Source organism: Butyricicoccus sp. AF35-5AC, assembly GCF_003477715.1.
Classification (GTDB): domain Bacteria; phylum Bacillota; class Clostridia; order Oscillospirales; family Butyricicoccaceae; genus Agathobaculum; species Agathobaculum butyriciproducens.
In genome coordinates this window covers 30,813-47,431 of record NZ_QUDX01000016.1, presented here as the reverse complement: position 1 = coordinate 47,431, position 16,619 = coordinate 30,813, and the positions used below count along the sequence as shown (strand labels likewise).

Annotated in this window: 10 protein-coding genes; 1 reads left to right on the top strand and 9 read right to left on the bottom strand. The window is 57.1% G+C overall.

What is annotated here, in order from left to right; genetic code table 11:
* Positions 1-306 precede the first annotated feature (306 nt).
* Positions 307-486, top strand: a complete 180-nt coding sequence (locus DWZ82_RS15470) for a hypothetical protein (protein WP_118481277.1) — start codon at positions 307-309, stop codon at positions 484-486.
* A 36-nt stretch (positions 487-522) separates the two neighbouring features.
* Here DWZ82_RS15470 and DWZ82_RS13740 read toward each other — a convergent pair whose 3' ends face one another.
* From DWZ82_RS13740 to yunB, 9 genes are all read right to left on the bottom strand, one after another.
* Entirely contained in the window at positions 523-2,646 is a 2,124-nt protein-coding gene (locus DWZ82_RS13740) for a transglutaminase-like domain-containing protein (protein ID WP_118481276.1), read from the bottom strand.
* Between the two features lie 6 nt (positions 2,647-2,652).
* Entirely contained in the window at positions 2,653-3,591 is a 939-nt protein-coding gene (locus DWZ82_RS13735) for an AAA family ATPase (RefSeq protein WP_118481275.1), read from the bottom strand.
* Positions 3,588-8,345: a leucine-rich repeat domain-containing protein gene (locus DWZ82_RS13730; protein WP_118481274.1), complete on the bottom strand. Its 4,758-nt coding sequence runs from the start codon at positions 8,343-8,345 to the stop codon at positions 3,588-3,590. The genes DWZ82_RS13735 and DWZ82_RS13730 overlap by 4 nt, the downstream gene beginning before the upstream one ends.
* On the bottom strand, positions 8,345-10,051 hold the full coding sequence (locus DWZ82_RS13725; RefSeq protein ID WP_118481273.1) for an ATP-binding protein: 1,707 nt from the start codon (positions 10,049-10,051) through the stop codon (positions 8,345-8,347). The genes DWZ82_RS13730 and DWZ82_RS13725 overlap by 1 nt, the downstream gene beginning before the upstream one ends.
* 221 nt (positions 10,052-10,272) lie before the next feature.
* The gene (gene gatB / locus DWZ82_RS13720; RefSeq protein ID WP_110436651.1) at positions 10,273-11,697 is read right to left on the bottom strand and encodes an Asp-tRNA(Asn)/Glu-tRNA(Gln) amidotransferase subunit GatB; all 1,425 of its coding nucleotides are present in this window, start codon (positions 11,695-11,697) and stop codon (positions 10,273-10,275) included.
* Between the two features lie 15 nt (positions 11,698-11,712).
* Positions 11,713-13,182 carry an Asp-tRNA(Asn)/Glu-tRNA(Gln) amidotransferase subunit GatA gene (gatA, locus tag DWZ82_RS13715; RefSeq protein ID WP_118481272.1) on the bottom strand — a complete coding sequence of 490 codons (1,470 nt, stop codon included), beginning with the start codon at positions 13,180-13,182 and terminating at the stop codon, positions 11,713-11,715.
* A gap of 15 nt (positions 13,183-13,197) precedes the next feature.
* Positions 13,198-13,485 carry an Asp-tRNA(Asn)/Glu-tRNA(Gln) amidotransferase subunit GatC gene (gene gatC / locus DWZ82_RS13710; RefSeq protein WP_110436649.1) on the bottom strand — a complete coding sequence of 96 codons (288 nt, stop codon included), beginning with the start codon at positions 13,483-13,485 and terminating at the stop codon, positions 13,198-13,200.
* Positions 13,486-13,573: 88 nt separating this feature from the next.
* Positions 13,574-15,568 carry an NAD-dependent DNA ligase LigA gene (gene ligA, locus DWZ82_RS13705; RefSeq protein WP_118481271.1) on the bottom strand — a complete coding sequence of 665 codons (1,995 nt, stop codon included), beginning with the start codon at positions 15,566-15,568 and terminating at the stop codon, positions 13,574-13,576.
* A 288-nt stretch (positions 15,569-15,856) separates the two neighbouring features.
* Positions 15,857-16,531 (bottom strand): sporulation protein YunB, encoded by a 675-nt coding sequence (gene yunB / locus DWZ82_RS13700; RefSeq protein ID WP_158575280.1) that lies wholly within the window; start codon positions 16,529-16,531, stop codon positions 15,857-15,859.
* Positions 16,532-16,619: the final 88 nt, after the last annotated feature.

Genomic DNA, 16,619 nt, shown 5'->3' with positions numbered 1-16,619 from the left:
TGAACAAAAGTTTAAGCACATCGTTGTTTAATTTACAAGGTGCAATTTTCCTTTGCCTTCAGCGAAAAATTGCACCGCGTGTCGAAAATCTTCATGATTTTCGACCAAGGCACTCAAATGCGTCAGCATTTGACCACTAAAGGTTTCGGATTCTGTTAAATCGAAGCAGTCTTAACCGCTCATCAACAGCTTATTTAGTATACCTCTCCTGATACGCTTTGTCAACACATTTTTTCATTTTTCCCAAAAGTTTTTGCGTATAGCTTGCTCTCCCCTTGTCCATACTGAATCCCGAGGTGAATTTCCATGAAGTATTTCTGCAATCTTACAGCACTGTTGTCCATTGATCAAACGGCTAACGCCTGTTTTTGCGCACTTTCTCCGGAAATCCGACAGCGCATTCTTCCGCACAGCGCACAGCTGCACACGCGTGAGGAACTTCTGCTCTGCGCCTTCCGTCTGCTGCTGCCGCAGGTACAGCAATAGTAAAAATCCCGAAGCCTATCGCCTCGGGATTTCTTTTTATTTCGCCGCCAGCAAGCACGCATACCGCAGTTTAAGGCGCATTTTCCAGCTTTTCTTCACATTTCTTCCCCAAAGCCGCTGCACGAACAGATCGAGCGCGCGCTCCTCGAACGGTTCAAGCGCGATGCCGCCGTATATTGTTTTCTCAAGCAGACCGTTCACACGCTCGTACTCTCCGGGCTTAACCGACGGCAGCGTGTCCGCAAGCGCCTTATCGGTCGCTGCGGTCTCCCAGCCGAGCGCCGCGTCAATTCCCCAGAGGGAAATCAGCTTGAACATCAGTTTCTGCGACTGCCGCACGCGCTCCTCGATCGACATTCTGCGCCGTCTGTGTTCCGCATGCCACAGCACGAACGCGCGTGACAGCTCCATCGCGCACAGCAGCAGCGTGAACAGCAGAATAACGGTGCCGACAATACCGAATCCAACCGCAGCCACGTTTTTCACCACAGTCAGCGGCTTGGACTGCTCGGAACCACCGGTGCCGGACGGCTCGACCACCTGCTCCGCACCCGACCGATCTTCGTCGATAGCCGCAGTTTTGCGCACCGTATCCGGCAGGCTGACCATCTGCTGCAGCGCAACCGCGTCAAAATAATAGCCCGGTGTCGCATCAACCGGCAGCCAGCCGATACCGTCCAAATAGACCTCAGCCCACGCATGTGCGTCCTGACCGGTCAGCGCAGCTGTTCCGTCCGCGCTGCTCTGCGTTTTGGCAATCGGCAGATAGTAGCCTTCCGCGTAACGCGCGGGAATGCCGTGCGCCCGCAGCGCCTGCACGGTCGCCGAGGCATAAAGCACTGCATTGCCCTTCCGCGAGTCTGTCAGAAAATATGCAATCGGGTCCGCATTATTCGGTGCGGCTCCGGCAGTCTCGCTGTAGCGCACCTGCGCTTTCAGCACCTCGCGGATGCGGCTGAGCGCACTGTAAACGCCGTCATTTTCATCATCATAATCCTGCCAGAACAGACGGTTCAGCACAGGCAGCAAATCCTCGTCCGCTGCGGTATATACATCATACACAAAGCTGCGATAGACGGATTCCGCCTGCGCATAGGCTGTCTGCCCCTCAGTCTGTGGGTTGCTGACCCAGCTCTCCGCGACCATGAGCTCCGACGGCCGCGTACTCGAAACCTCGGTCACTGTATAATTGCGGATGCCGAACAGACCGCGCCCCTTGAGCAGCGCGTCCCTGCGTTCGCGCACGTCACCGTCCGTTACCTTTTCCATCGAAGCCGGTGCATACACCGCGTCGCGCGAAGCGTTCTTCACCGACACCTCGACCGTGTTGGTCTCCGGTGCATCGCCGGTCAGCCGATAGTATGCCGCCGACTGTGTAAACGGGTCAAAGCCCTGTGTCTGCAGCCAGTCCAGCATGCCGATGTTTTCTCCGCCGTAGACGGCATCCGGCAGCGGCTTCCATGTGCCGTTTTCATATTTTCCGCCGGTAAATCCGCGCAGATAGACCGACTTTTCCTGTTCCGTGTGTACATTCAGCATGGTTTCGCTGCTCTCATGCAGAAGGTTCGCCCGAGAAAGCTCGCCCTGCGGCAGCGTATCCCTGCCGTAGCGCAAATCGTGCACTGTCTGCTTGATATTCTGCCGCAGACGATCGACCGACGGCATTTCCGTGCCGGACAGTCCCACCGCACAGGCACACAGCACTGCCGATATGCCAAGGCACCATGCAACCGCTCTGCGGGTGATTGCGCGGCTGCCGCTCGTCATGTGCAGACCCAGCTGCCCCGCTGTCAGCAGCACAAGCGCCAACGGATAGAATCCCTCGCCGAACAGCGAAAGCAGCAGCCAGAATACGCTGATGAACGCCGCGAGCCGGCTGCTCTGCCGGCTGACCGCATACCACGACAGCAGCCCGATGAGCACCGCCGCCAACAGCGCAAACGTGAACGTCATCGGTACGGTTTCGCCTTCCCGCCCGCCGGATTTAACGCGCACAGAGGTGCGCAGCAGCCGCGCATCCCTGCGGGTGAGCAGCGCCATCAGCGCCGCCAATACCACCAGAACGATGAGCGTCGCCAGCAGAAACGGCTTGCTGAACAGGAGCAGCAGCACGAGCAGCGCCGCATACAGCAGCGCGAACGCCAGCCGGTTTTTCCACATAGCGCCTCACTCCTCTGTGTGCGCGGGCTTGATCTTCGCCATGATCTCCTCCAGCACCTGCTTTGCGGCAACGCCCTCCACGCGCGCCTGCGGGCGCAGCGCCAGACGGTGTGCACATACATCGACGAACACGTTCTGCACATCCTCGGGCACAACGTAGTTGCGCTCACGCAAAATCGCGCCTGCGCGCGCCATCCTGACCAGTGCGGACACGCCGCGCGGAGAGATGCCCAGCTCCACCAGCGGATGGCTGCGGGTCTGCTCGCACAGACGGATGGCATACGCCAGCACGCCGTCGGTCATGCGTACCGAGGTCAGGTAGTTCTGCACCTCAAGCAGATTCTGCGCGTTAGTCACCGCGCGGATCTCCTCCAGCGGATTGCTGTACCGCTGTGCGTTGATGATCTTCATCTGGTTTTCAAGGGTCGGGTAGCCGATGGACAGGCTGACCATGAAACGGTCGATCTGGCTCTGCGGCAGCGGCTGCGTACCGGCAGAACCCAGCGGGTTCTGGGTCGCAATGCAGATAAACGGCGCGGGCAGCGCGTGCGTTTCGCCGTCCACCGTGATGGTGTGCTCCTCCATGACCTCAAGCAGCGCGGACTGCGTTTTCGGTGAGGTACGGTTGATCTCGTCGGCCAGCAGCAGCTGACAGTTCGCCGCGCCCTCGCGGTACTCGAACCTGCCTGTCTCGCGGCTGTACATCGTAAAGCCGGTGATGTCGGACGGCAGCGTATCCGGCGTAAACTGAACGCGCTTGTTGCTCAGTCCCAGCGCACGGGAAAACGCCACAGCGAGCGTGGTCTTGCCCACACCGGGACAGTCCTCCAGCAGCACATGGCCTCCGGCATAAATGGTCATCAGGATCTTCTCGACAATATCTTTTCTGCCGATGAACGCCTTATTGACCTCGGCAATGATCTGCTTGGATTGTTCAACAATCATTCTGTTTCTCCTTCATCTTCTGCGGAAGTGCTGTTATCTTCTGTGGAAGTGCTGTCCGACGGTTCGGGCGGAATGACGATCTCGTGCCTGCCGTCCGGCATCGGCAGAACCGTCGCATCGTCCGCCGAGGTGTCGGCAGAGCCGGTGTCCTTGCCGGTGCTGTCACCGGCCGGCTCGTTTGCCGCATCGTCGTCGATGGTCGGCGGTTCGCTGGTATTGCCGTTTGAGGTGTCAGTGTCAGTGTCCGTGCCGGGATTCGGCTCCGGGACCGGCGTCAGGTCATCCTTCTCATCCGGATTCCTGTTCTGATCATCCGGCTCAACCATTTCCGGCTCCTGCTTTTTCGGCGCAAGCTCAAAGCTGAGCTTGTCCACTTCCGGATAGTGAGTATCTACAGTGGTGCCCTCTTCAAATTCCGATGCGCCCGGAATCCACTCACGATGCCACAGCATTCTGCGGATACGATTCTCGACCGGCAGCAGGATTTCCTCCATTTTGGCATGGATTTCCTCCTCGGCTGCATCCGGCATGCCTGCAGCGACAGCTGCATACATTTCCGCATAGTTTTCATATCCCGCCATCGGGTAGATCCATTTTTCAATGAAACGGAGATAAGCCTCCTCATCTCCCCAGGCAAGAATGTAGATTTTGATCCTGCTTTCATCAATACCGAAGGAATATCCCTCACCCGGTGTGAAATTCAGCAGCTCCGGCGGATTGCCATCCATGAAGGTCATGGTCAGCGTATCGCTCTCCACCCCTCGGAACGCATTCTGCTCAATACCGGCCAGACCGCTTTCCAGGACGAGATATTCCAGGTTTTTGGTATTGGAGAAGGCTCCCTCACCGATATAATCCAGGCGCCAGCCATCCAGCAGTCCCAGTGTTTCACTATCCAGATCAATCGTGGTCTTGTCGGACGGCGCACCGATCAGCGTAATATAATCTCCCCGTACACGATACGGATAGAACTCCGAGGGTTCCTCTACCTTCGTTTCTGCGCCAAGCATGGTGCGGATATCGTTCTCCACATCCACGAGTTTCTGTTTAACTGCCGCATCGGTTTCTGCATACAGATCCTCCCATGTTCCATTGAACATCAGGTCCATCATGGTGTTGTCCCACAGGTTCATGTAGCCGGTCGCATTCGGTGTGTCCATGCTGCCGAGCAGCGAATAGCGCCATTTCTTTACATAAGACGGTGCAATATCGTCTCCGGTCTCCCATGCGGATCTGATGTGAACCCGCTGCAGCGTATCCTGCCACGTCCATTCATAGTTAAAGGTAAACGCGGAGGATGCACTGAATGTCAAAAGCTGCGGCACATTGCCGAAATCAGCAATCGTGATATCCTCCAGCGCACTGCATGCACTGAACAGACCGGTGTATATGCTGCTGTTATTTTCAAAGCCCCGTGTAATGGAAACACCGGTCAGGCTCTTGCAATCCACGAACGAGTTCATATCCAGACGCTGTATATAGCCGTTCAGCTCCAGCTTCGTGATATTTGTGCTCTGGAATGCCGCCTCACCGACCTCGCTGACGGCTGTAACGACCTCACCCTCCAGACCGGAATCGGCAAACACATAATCATCAATATACTGCAGGTCCGGCAGTTTATCCCAGTTGATGGTAAACGAGCCCTCGGTGCCGTAAAACGCCTTATCGAACAGCTCTATCGTCTCCTCCGGCAAGGCAAGCTCCCCTTCGGTGTGCCTGCCGGCACGCAGACCGAGCCAGTCCTTGCCATCGCTCGCGCCGTACAGCATTTTCGTGCTGCCGATATCTACAACATCGTAGCGCTGCACACCGGATTCCTCAATGAAATACGTCCAGTCCTCACCGTAGCCGATTCCCCCGGTCGGGGAATACATCACCGTTGCCTGTGCTCCCGTGCTGACCGAATACTCGCCCATATTGATGGACGGCGCGTTGGACGCGATAAAGTTCAGCGAGGTACAGTTATCAAACGCCGCATTGCCGACAGACACCTCTCCGTTCGCATCAATCATGATGCCCTCCAGATTGGAGCAGCCGTAAAACGCCTGTGCACCGATATTTGTCAGCGATTCCGGCAGAAGCGCCCACTGCAGCTTCTGACTGCCTGCAAACGCACCGTCCGCCAGTGTGGTCACCGACAGCGGATTGCCGTCCGCATCCTGAATCGTGCCGTCAAACTCGGTCTTAGCCGGGTCACCGGCCATCAGCACAACCTCCGCGCTGCGCTCGTCTGTGTAGTAGGTCTCGCCCCGGCTGTTGGTCTGCAGGACGATTGCGCGGACATCCGTAATGCCTGCCGCGTCAAGCTGCGCCTGCACGTTCTCTGCCTGCGCCTTCCCGCCGCACAGGATGGTATCCACATTGCTGCTTCGGAAACTGTCCGGGGCGATTGCAATCCCGTCTTCGCCCTCGGGCAGAATGATAGTTTCAACCTTTTCCGCGTCCGCAAACGCGTTCGGACCGATGGCGCCGACGCCGCTCGGCAGAGTATAATATCTGGTCTGTGCCCGCACACGGGTGAGCGTTTTGTTCCCCTCGGCGTCCTTCTCCAGATAAGCACCATCGTGTGATTCCCAACTGCCGTCCGAGGATGCAACGTTCACACGCATGCCCTCCAGCGCAGTTTCGTTACTGCGCACGAAAGCATGAAATACGTCCGGCTCCACAATAATAACGCCGCTGTCCATACCGCCGAAGTCGATTTTCGGCAGGTCGCAGGCAGCTTTCGCCTGCAGGACCAGTCTGGTCACCTGTGTTGCGTTCGGCAGCGTCACCTTCTCTACATTTTTCGGAACGGTCAGCTCGGTCATATCATACGGAATACCGAGGTATGCACTGCCGTCCGCATTGGTAAGAATACCGTCCGCGGTTGCGGCATACGCTGTGCTGCCCGCATCCACAATATAGCCCTTCTTGACCTTGATGCCCTTTACGGCTGTCTGTGTGCCTTCCGTCTGTTCGCTGTAGCTTTTCGTGTTGACATACCGCACCGTATCCGGAATTTTGATGTAATCAACCTCATGCAGGGTGTTTTCCGTGCCCATATCCACCGCCTGCACATACTTCGGTACCTCGAGCACACTGCCGGGATCGCCCTCATAGCCGGTAAGTGTCTGCATGTAGATGAATTTCTGGGTGATCGAGAACTTCGGTGCGCTGACCGGCAGATCCGATTCGGTCTCGTCCCAAGAATCCGCTGCAGGACCGTCTGCGGCATCGTCCTGCGAACGGGTTACCGCGCCGGTATCCATGTTATACCAGCGGATTTTGACCTGCACTATATAATTATCCTCCAACGGGACCATATCCGCAGGCTCGATAACACGACGGCCCGCCGCCGGATGATACATCCACGGAATCAGCTTGCCGTCCTCCTGCCAGCCGGGGAACAACGCGGACAGACATTCCTCTCCCAGCAGATCTCTCTGATAGCTGTACAGGTCGATTACCTTGCTCTCATCATCCGGATCAAAGCTGGTATCCTTATATGGATTGAGCAGGATATCACTGCTGAACTGACCGTTTTTATCGCTTTCCGTCAGCCTGCGGTTGAGGATGAAGATACGGTTTCGCTCCAGCGTATAGGTAACATCCGAGTAGTCCTTCCACGCACTTCCTGCACTGAAGCGGTAAGACGCACTGATTTTGATCTCGGTCGCATCGCTCGGAATCTCATCCAGAGTCTTATCATATTCTCCGGTTGCCTCATTAAAGAAGCTGAAGAAGGTATCGCCGATCCAGATACCGTTGATACGGACGAACACGCCGAAATGCAAATCGCTGTTGTCTGCACCCTTCAGGTTGCTCCAGTAGTAAATGTTGCCGTTGTGGTCATTTACATAGGTTTCCAATGCATTGTAGATCTTGCGGGCAGTGATGTTTTTCTGACCGGCGTACAGCGCAGACGGGTCTGCCTCTCCCGAACTATTCTGCGGCTGCCGAATAACAACCTCCTTTACGGTGTTGTCATTCACATTCCCTTCATAATACGGCTTACTGATCGGATCGTGCTCGCCGAAGATGCCTACGCTGGTCTTTCCGGAATCCGGCTCCCGCATGGTATCCGCAATGGAGCCGCCCTGTCCTGATGGCGGGGCAGCCGTGCCGCCGCCATTCGTATTGTCCGAATTGCCGCCGCCCGGCTTGCTCGGCTTATTATTGCCCGGCGCGGACGGCTCTCCCGGGGTATTCGGCGTATCAGGCTTTGCCGGATTTGCCGCGCCGCTATTGCCGCCCGGATTTTCTCCTGTGCCGGCGCCGCCGTTTCCGGGCACAACGGCAGTCGTGCCGCCCGGTCTGCCGCCGATGATGACATCCGCGCTGCCGCGGTCATTCGTCACGTTATATACGATATCGCCGGAGCTGCTCGCCGCCACGCTCGTATCTGCCGTGCCGCCGGCAACCGAGAGCGGGTCGGAGAAATTCTCCTGTATGCGCTCGCGCTGGAACATGAAATCCGCACTGCTGTCGTTCTGCGGGCCGCTGGTATCGTCCGCGCCGCTGTCCTGCTCCCAAAGCTCGCTGTCGTCCTTTTCTGCCGTGCTGTCGCTGCCCTTTACGTCCTGATCGTCATCAAAATGCACCTGATTGGCATTGAAGCCGCGCTCCGTGTCCGAGGGGTGAAAATGATTGCCCGAGCGGTACGACGAAACGCCCAGAACCGTGCCCGTTGTCAGCGCTGCGGCGGCTGCCGCACCGAGTACGGTTTTGGTCAGTATTGCCCGCGACAGCAGAATCTTATCCAGCTTTCCCATCAGTTCCTCCTTTCTCTTCTCTGTAGAAATTTGCCGATATTACGCTGCAGTGCCTGAAAATCGACCGGTTTTGCGTAATGACCGTTCATGCCGCTCTCGATGGACAAGCGCTCGTCCTCGACAAACGCATCTGCCGACAGCGCAAAAATCAGGATGCTCTTCGCATCCGGACGCTCCATCGCACGAATGGTGCGGGCCGCCGTGCGGCCGTCCATCACCGGCATCTGCACGTCCATCAGAATAAAATCGTAGTAGTTTTCCGGATGATCTGCGAACATATCCACCGCGATCTGTCCGTTTTCGGCCTTCTCGATCTCGGCGCCCATCTCCTGCAGCACCTCGACCATGATCATCGCGTTGATCTCGTTGTCCTCGACAAGCAGGATGCGTCTGCCGCGGAACGCATCCGCGTTCTCCTCCGTGGATGCGCGAGACGGCTCTGCCGCCGGTTCCGCAGGCTTTTCAGCAACCGGCAGATGCAGATACACCGAGAAATCCGAGCCTCTGCCCGGCTGGCTCTCCACCACTATCTCGCCGCCCATCAGCTTGACAAGCTGGTCGGTGATGGCCATGCCGAGACCGGTGCCGCCGTATTTCCGAGAGGTCCCCACGGTCTCCTGCTCGAACGGACGGAAAATACGGCTGATAAACGCCGGCTGCATACCAATGCCGGTATCGTGTACGCGGATCATCATATCCGCCACGCCGTTCCGCAGCATCATCTGCCGGAAGGTGACGATAATTTCACCCTCGCTCGTAAATTTGACCGCATTGGACAGAAAATTGATGATAATCTGGCTGATGCGCAGCTCATCGCCAAGGACGTAATCCACGGCCACACCGTCAAAGTTGACCTCGTAGCGGATGCCGCGGCTGTCGAGGTTTTTCGCAAACATATCGTACAGGCGGTCACCCAGCTCCCGCAGGCTGAACACCTTATTTTCCAGTTCGACCTTGCCCGCCTCTATACGCGACATATCCAGAATGTCGTTGATGAGCGCGAGCATGTGATCGGACAGCTCATCCACCTTGGTCAGATACTGCATCGCCGGTGCATTCGCCTCGAGGTGGTTCTCCGCGAGCGTCAGCATACCGATTATGCCGTTCATTGGGGTACGGATCTCGTGTGACATGCGCGACAGGAAGGTCGTCTTGGACCGGCTCTCCTCCTCGATCTTGGCAAGGCGCTCCTCGTACTGTTCCATCCGACCGCACAGCCCGGTCGTGCGGCTGAAGCAGAACAGATCATATCCATCGTCCTCACCGCGGGTCACATTCAGCTGCACCCACTCGCCGTTCTTTGTCCGAAGTACGGTCTCAAACGGCTGTGCTCCGTCCCACGCACGGTATTTCTTCCAGACAGAAACGCCGTTCTGCCCGTCCTCCAGCACGTCCACAAGCAGCATAACATCCTGCCGGAGCTGCTCGAACGTCACACCGAGCAGGCTCTGCATATCGCCTGCCGCACAGATCGGCAGCAGGTCGTGCTGACGCATGATAAGGCATACGTCATTGCTCTGTCGATCCATGTTGTATAGCAGAATCTCATCTGCCCGCCGGAGTGCGCTCCGTTTTTTATCCGCACACTGCCCGCGGTTCCGCAGCGCCGCACACAGCAGCGCAACTGCCAGCAGTGCCTCAACGCAGCCGATCACCACCAGTGGAAAGTGCTCACCCAACATTTCCAGCCAATCCGTTATGTGCATTCCTTCACCTGTCAAATTCCATTTTTACTCTTTTCTATATTTTTCATCCAGTCGATACCTACATATCCATTTATACATAACAGCTCCTATATCTGTCGATTTACAACATTTTCCCCCAATGCAACCGCTCTCTCCGACAAATTTCTCCTCAAAAAAGCACAAAAAGGATACAGAACAGTACCGTTCTGTATCCTCTTGTGTCAATTCGGTTTTAAGCTGAATTACAGCTTTGCCAGCTCGGATGCGATCAGCTTGTTGATGATCTGCGGGTTGCCCTGACCCTTGGAAGCCTTCATGCACTGGCCTACGAGGAAGCCGGTAACATTCTTGCCTGCCTTGAAGTCGGCAACGGCCTTTTCGTTCTTGGCGATAACGTCCTGTACGATGGCGAGGATAGCACCCTCGTCGGATACCTGCTTGAGACCCATGCGGTCAACGATGGCCTCAACGGTCTCGTCGGTCTCGAACATGCTCGGCAGAACCTTCTTGCCGGCGTTGCCGGAGATGGTGCCCGCCTCGATCAGCTTGACCAGAGCAACCAGCTTGTCTGCGGTCATCTTGGTCTCGCGGAGGCTTACGCCCTTGTCGTTCAGGTACTTGGAGATATCGGACAGTATCCAGTTTGCGGCAGCCTTGGGCTTAACCTGCTTTGCAGCAGCGTCGAGCAGCTCGGCCTTCTCAAAGCTGTCGGACAGCAGACGCGCCTCCATGGCGGTCATGCCGTACTCGTTGAGGTAACGCTCGTAACGGGTGATCGGCAGCTCCGGAACCTCGCTCTCGATCTGGTGCAGCCACTCGTCGGAGATCTCGACGGCGATGAGGTCCGGGTCCGGGAAGTAACGGTAATCCTGCGCGTCTTCCTTGGTACGCATTACCGTGTTCTTCAGCTTAACGTCGTCCCAGCGGCGGGTCTCCTGCTGGATTTCGCCGCCGTTCTCTACAACCTCAATCTGGCGTGCAATTTCGTAATCAATCGCACGGACCGCACCGGAGAAGGTGTTGATGTTCTTCATCTCGACACGGGTGCCCAGCTCGGTGGAGCCTTCCGGACGGATGGAAACGTTTACGTCGCAGCGGATGGAGCCTTCCTCCATCTTGCAGTCGCAGATGTCAAGGTAAGACAGCGTGGTCTTGATCATTTCAAGGAATTCCTTCGCCTCGGCAGAGGAATGCAGGTCGGGACGGGTTACCATCTCAATCAGCGGTACGCCGCAGCGATTGAAGTCAACGATGGTGCCGTCGATCTCGTCATGCAGCAGCTTGCCCGCATCCTCCTCGAAGTGGATGCGCTCGAGACGGCAGGAGTGCTTCACGCCGTCCACATAGAAGAATACCTCGCCGTTCTCGCAGATCGGCACATCAAACTGGGAAATCTGATATGCCTTCGGCAGATCGGGGTAAAAATAGTTCTTACGGTCAGCCTTGCACAGCTGATTGATGGTGCAGCCGGTAGCCTTGCCCATCTTGGCGGCGTAGTGTACAACCTGCTTGTTGAGTACCGGCAGTGCGCCCGGCATACCGGTGCAGACCGGGCAGGTGTGGGTGTTGATCGGTGCGCCGAAGCCAGTGGAGCACGAGCAGTAAATCTTGCTCTTGGTGGACAGCTCCGCATGCACTTCCAGACCGATGACAGCTTCGTATTTCATGTTTGTCTTCCTCCCTTACAGTGCAGCGATGATGTTCTTGAGACCGGACGCCTGCTCAAAAGCCAGACCGGCGTTCAGCAGCGTCTGCTCGCCGAAGCGCGGACCGATGAGCTGCATGCCGACCGGCATGTGGTTCTCATCAAAACCGCACGGCTGAACCAGACCCGGCAGACCGGCGATATTGACGGAAACCGTGCAGATATCGCCTGCGTACATCTCGAGCGGATTGGTGGTCTTGGAGCCGATCTCGTAAGCCGTGGTCGGCGCAACCGGCGTCAGGATGACGTCGCACTTCTCAAATGCGTTTGCAAACTCCTCGCGGATCTTGCGCTGTGCGGCACGAGCCTTCTTATAGTATGCATCGTAGTAGCCGGAGGACAGAACGTAGGTGCCCAGCATGATGCGGCGCTGAACCTCGGCGCCGAAGCCCTCGGAACGGCTCTTGGTGTACAGCTCGATGATGTCATCGCCTGCATTCGGGGTGCGGTAGCCGTACTTTACGCCGTCGAAACGGGCAAGGTTGGAGGAAGCCTCTGCGGAAGAGAGGATGTAGTAGATCGGCAGTGCATACTCAACGAGCGGCAGAGAGATCTCGAATACCTCTGCGCCGAGTGCCTTGTATGCCTCTGCAGCCGCCATAACGTTCTTGCGGACAGCATCCGAAATACCCTCGCCGAAATACTCCTTCGGCAGACCGATCTTGAGACCCTTGACGTCAGCGTTCAGGTTAGCGCGCAGCGAGCCTTCAAACGGGGTCTTGACAGAGGTGGAATCGTGCAGCGGATCGTGACCGGTAACCGCATCGAGCAGCATGGCTGCGTCCTCGATGGAGCGGCCGAACGGGCCGATCTGGTCGAGAGAAGATGCGAATGCGATCAGACCGTAACGGGAAACCGCACCGTAGGTCGGCTTCATGCCGACAACGCCGCAGAAGGACGCCGGCTGACGGATAGAGCCGCCGGTATCCGAGCCGAGCGCCAGCGGAGCCTCGCCTGCTGCAACAACAGCAGCGGAGCCGCCGGACGAGCCGCCCGGTACGCGGTCGAGACCATGCGGGTTGTGGGTCGGGTGCATAGCCGAATTCTCGCAGGAGGAGCCCATTGCGAACTCGTCCATGTTGGCCTTGCCGGTGATGACCGCATCGGAAGCAATCAGCTTCTCCATAACGGTTGCATTGTACGGCGGCTTGAAATTGCCCAGCATCTTGGACGCGCAGGTGGTCAGCGTGCCCTTGGTGCAGATGTTGTCCTTAATGGCGATCGGAATACCGGCCAGCGCGGAAAGCGTATCGCCGCTTGCGCGCTTCTTGTCTACAGCCTCAGCCTGCGCGAGCGCTGCTTCCTCGGCTACGGTAACGTAGCCCTGAACCTTATCCTCTACCGCCTTGGTGCGGGCAAAAACGTCCTTTGCCAGCTCTACTGCGGAGATTTCCTTTTTGCCGAGCAGCTCGGACAGCTCGGACGCAGTTTTTTCGTAAAGTGCCATGATTCTGTCCCCTCCTTACTCGACAACACGCGGAACTGCTACGCCGCCGCACTGGAAGTCCGGTGCATTCGGCTCGATCAGCTCATCCGGCGTGAATTCCTGGATCACTTCGTCCTCGTGGAACGCATTCTTGCGCTCGGTGTTGATAACATCGGTGATGTCGCCCAGGTCAAGCTCAGCCAGCTTGTCCACCATTGCGACGATACCCTGCATGTCATCGGCCAGACGGTCGAAAATGCCGCCGGTCGAATCCAGACGTGCCAGGGACGCGATGTGCTCAATTTCTTTTCTGGAAATTGCCATGTCGTTTGCCTCCTAATTATTTATCTTAAATCTATGATACGAATTTTATGATCTATCGTAGGACGGGGTGCCCTACGGCATATCTTATTTAAGCGTTTCCGCTGCCTTCTTCAATCATCGTCTTAAACTCTTCCTCGGTCAAGACCGGGATTCCCAGTTCTGCCGCCTTCTGCAGCTTGCTGCCGGCATTCTCGCCTGCGACAACGTAGCTGGTCTTTTTCGAGACCGAACCGGCCGCTTTGCCGCCGAGGGACTCGATCAGATCGTTGATCTCCTTGCGGGTATAGAGCGTCAGGCTGCCGGTCGCCACGATGGTCTTTCCTGCGAGCAGGTCGCTCTTTGCGGTCTTTTCACCGATGAAGTTGACGCCGTGCGCGCGCAGCTTCTCGATGAGCGTATGCGACTGCGGCAGCTCCCGCCATGCGGCGATGCTCTCCGCCGTGGTCTGTCCGATGTCGCGGATCTCGGTCATCTCCTCGACCGGCGCGGCAAGCAGTGCATCAAGCGAGCCGAAGTGGTCGCTGAGAATGCGGCCCGCCTTCTGGCCGACATGCCGGATGCCGAACGCGAACAGCAGCCGCGACAGGTCGCGGGTCTTGCTCACTTCAATCGAGCGGACAAGATTGTTCGCCCAGACGTCCACCTTTTTGCCGAGCGGCAGCAGCTGCTCGACCGTCAGGTCATACAAATCAGCCGCCGACTTGACCAGTCCGGCGTCGATCAGCTTCTGCAGGTTGCCCTCGCCGCAGCCGTCGATGTCCATCGCATCGCGCGAGGCGAAATGCATCAGGTTTCGCAAAAGCTGCGCCGGACACGAGGCACTCGTGCAGCGAATCGCGGCTTCGTCCTCGTCATCGTACACCGGCGCGCCGCACACCGGACAGAACTTCGGGAACTCATACGGCACGGAATCCAGCGGGCGCCGGTCCTTTTCCACGCCGATGATCTCCGGAATGATTTCTCCGGCTTTTCGGACGGAAACAATGTCGCCCACGCGGGCATCGAGCTGACGGATAAAATCGCGGTTGTGCAGCGTTGCGCGGGACACCGAGGTGCCCGCAAGCCGTACCGGCTCGAGCACGGCATTCGGTGTCAGCACGCCGGTGCGTCCCACCGTGATGACGATATCCTTGAGAAGCGTCTGCTTGACCTCAGGCGGGTACTTGTACGCCGCCGCCCACCGAGGGAATTTCGCGGTCGAGCCGAGCGTTTCACGCTGCGCGAAGGAGTTGACCTTGACAACAGCACCGTCAATGTCGAAATCCAGCTCACCGCGGGTCTCGCCCATGTTCTCAATCTCGCGCTGCACGTCCTGCGGGTCGGTGTAGACCGGATAGCGCGGGCTTGTCGGGAAGCCAAGGCTCTTGAGGTAATCAAGCGCCTGCACATGACTTTCCATCGGCAGCTCGTCGCTGTTCTGGATGTTGAAGCAGAAGATGGACAGCTTTCTTTCCCGCGTAATTTTGCTGTCCTTCTGCCGCAGAGAACCCGCCGCCGCGTTGCGCGGATTGGCGAGGAGCGGCTTGTCGTGCAGCTCCAGTTCGGCGTTGAGCGCATCGAACACGGACTTTTTCATGTAGACCTCACCACGCACGATCAAATGCGGCGGCGCGTTCTCCAGCTTTTTCGGGATGTCCTTGATGGTTTTGAGGTTCTTGGTTACGTCCTCGCCCACCTGACCGTCACCGCGCGTCGCACCGCGGACGAACACGCCGTCCACATATTCGAGCGCGACCGAAAGGCCGTCGATCTTGTACTCGACAACGTACTCCGCCTGTCCGACGGCATTCTCCACACGGGAATAGAACTCGCCCAGCTCGTCAAACGAGAAAACATCCTGCAGACTTTCGAGCGGGTAGGCGTGCGTCACCTTGGCAAAGCGGCTGCTCGCCGTACCGCCGACCCGCTGGGTCGGAGAGTTCGCGTCTGCCATCTCCGGATGCTCGGCCTCGAGCGCGCGAAGCTGACGCTGCAGCATGTCGTACTCATAGTCGGTGATCTCGGGCGCGTCCTCGTTATAGTATTTTTCGTTGTGATACCGCAGCTGCTCCCGCAGAGCGGTAATCTGCTCACGCACGTCCATAATAAAACTCCTTTGGTGTGAGCAAATACTCACACAGATTAAGTATACCAAATAATCCGATATTTTTGAAGTATTATTTTTAGGAAATTGTCGCAAAACTACAGTTTTGCCGACAAGTGGAACGGACCGTAGGCCGTTCCAAAGTCGTCCGAAAGTTCCTATTCAGAAACTTTCTCCCTCCGGAAGTATAAAAAAGCGTGATGCATGCTCCTGTTTTTTATGGACTGCAAGCAGCCCTATTTAATGCGCGCTATCGCGCGATAAAAGCTTCTTTTCCAGTTATTATACCTATTTTTCGCTGTCATAGTCGCGGATTTCGCCGAGCAGATCAGAGCCGGAGCCGCTGATATAGGCGTACCGTTCGGGCACCGTGCCGACGATAACCGTGTCCGTGACCGGGTACGTCGAGACGATTTCCCTGTCTTCCCCGCCGAACGGCGTGAGAATGCGGAAGCCGGCGTGCACCTCGATGAGAATCCGGTGGCGCGTCTGGTTGATGCCCGCCGAGGTAAACGCGCTGACGAACCGCGCCTCCATCTGAGCAAGCCCCGCAAGACCGACCTTCACCCTCGGGCCCATTCCGGTAAACAAATTGGGCGCAAATACCGTGCCGAGCGGCACCTCGGTCTGCGTTTCCTCCAGATAATCCAGCCGGTCAAACAGACCGTTGACGATACGCGCCTTCACCTTTCCGACTGCGATAATATCCGTACGCAAGGCCGTGATGCGGTTGTCGCTGTCGCGCTCAAGCACCACAAGGTCGGCAAATTCGTCCGGATGGGAGAAAACCTCGTCCTCCATCAAGGTGTTGATCTCCTTGATGGCGCTGTCCTCGCAGACGTTGACGGCGTACTCCATGAAAATGCGCTGAAAGCGTATGGTCAGCAGACCAAGACAAACCGCTAATAGCAGTATCAGCATGGCAAGCGCCAGTCTCCTGCCATTTTTCCGTCTGCGCCGCATAATACCACCCCATTCAGCGTATGCGGCATACGTTTGCATAATCACCTTGTCGCACCCTGCGGTAAAGCGTTACAATATATTTCTCTAT

Bases quoted from the DNA above. Each gene is read 5' to 3' on its own strand.
- DWZ82_RS13730 (WP_118481274.1), bottom strand. From the start codon at position 8,345: ATGGGAAAGCTGGATAAGATTCTGCTGTCGCGGGCAATACTGACCAAA.
- ligA (WP_118481271.1), bottom strand. From the start codon at position 15,568: ATGGACGTGCGTGAGCAGATTACCGCTCTGCGGGAGCAGCTGCGGTAT.
- gatB (WP_110436651.1), bottom strand. From the start codon at position 11,697: ATGAAATACGAAGCTGTCATCGGTCTGGAAGTGCATGCGGAGCTGTCC.
- DWZ82_RS15470 (WP_118481277.1), top strand. From the start codon at position 307: ATGAAGTATTTCTGCAATCTTACAGCACTGTTGTCCATTGATCAAACG.
- gatA (WP_118481272.1), bottom strand. From the start codon at position 13,182: ATGGCACTTTACGAAAAAACTGCGTCCGAGCTGTCCGAGCTGCTCGGC.
- DWZ82_RS13740 (WP_118481276.1), bottom strand. From the start codon at position 2,646: ATGTGGAAAAACCGGCTGGCGTTCGCGCTGCTGTATGCGGCGCTGCTC.
- DWZ82_RS13725 (WP_118481273.1), bottom strand. From the start codon at position 10,051: ATGCACATAACGGATTGGCTGGAAATGTTGGGTGAGCACTTTCCACTG.
- DWZ82_RS13735 (WP_118481275.1), bottom strand. From the start codon at position 3,591: ATGATTGTTGAACAATCCAAGCAGATCATTGCCGAGGTCAATAAGGCG.
- gatC (WP_110436649.1), bottom strand. From the start codon at position 13,485: ATGGCAATTTCCAGAAAAGAAATTGAGCACATCGCGTCCCTGGCACGT.
- yunB (WP_158575280.1), bottom strand. From the start codon at position 16,531: ATGCGGCGCAGACGGAAAAATGGCAGGAGACTGGCGCTTGCCATGCTG.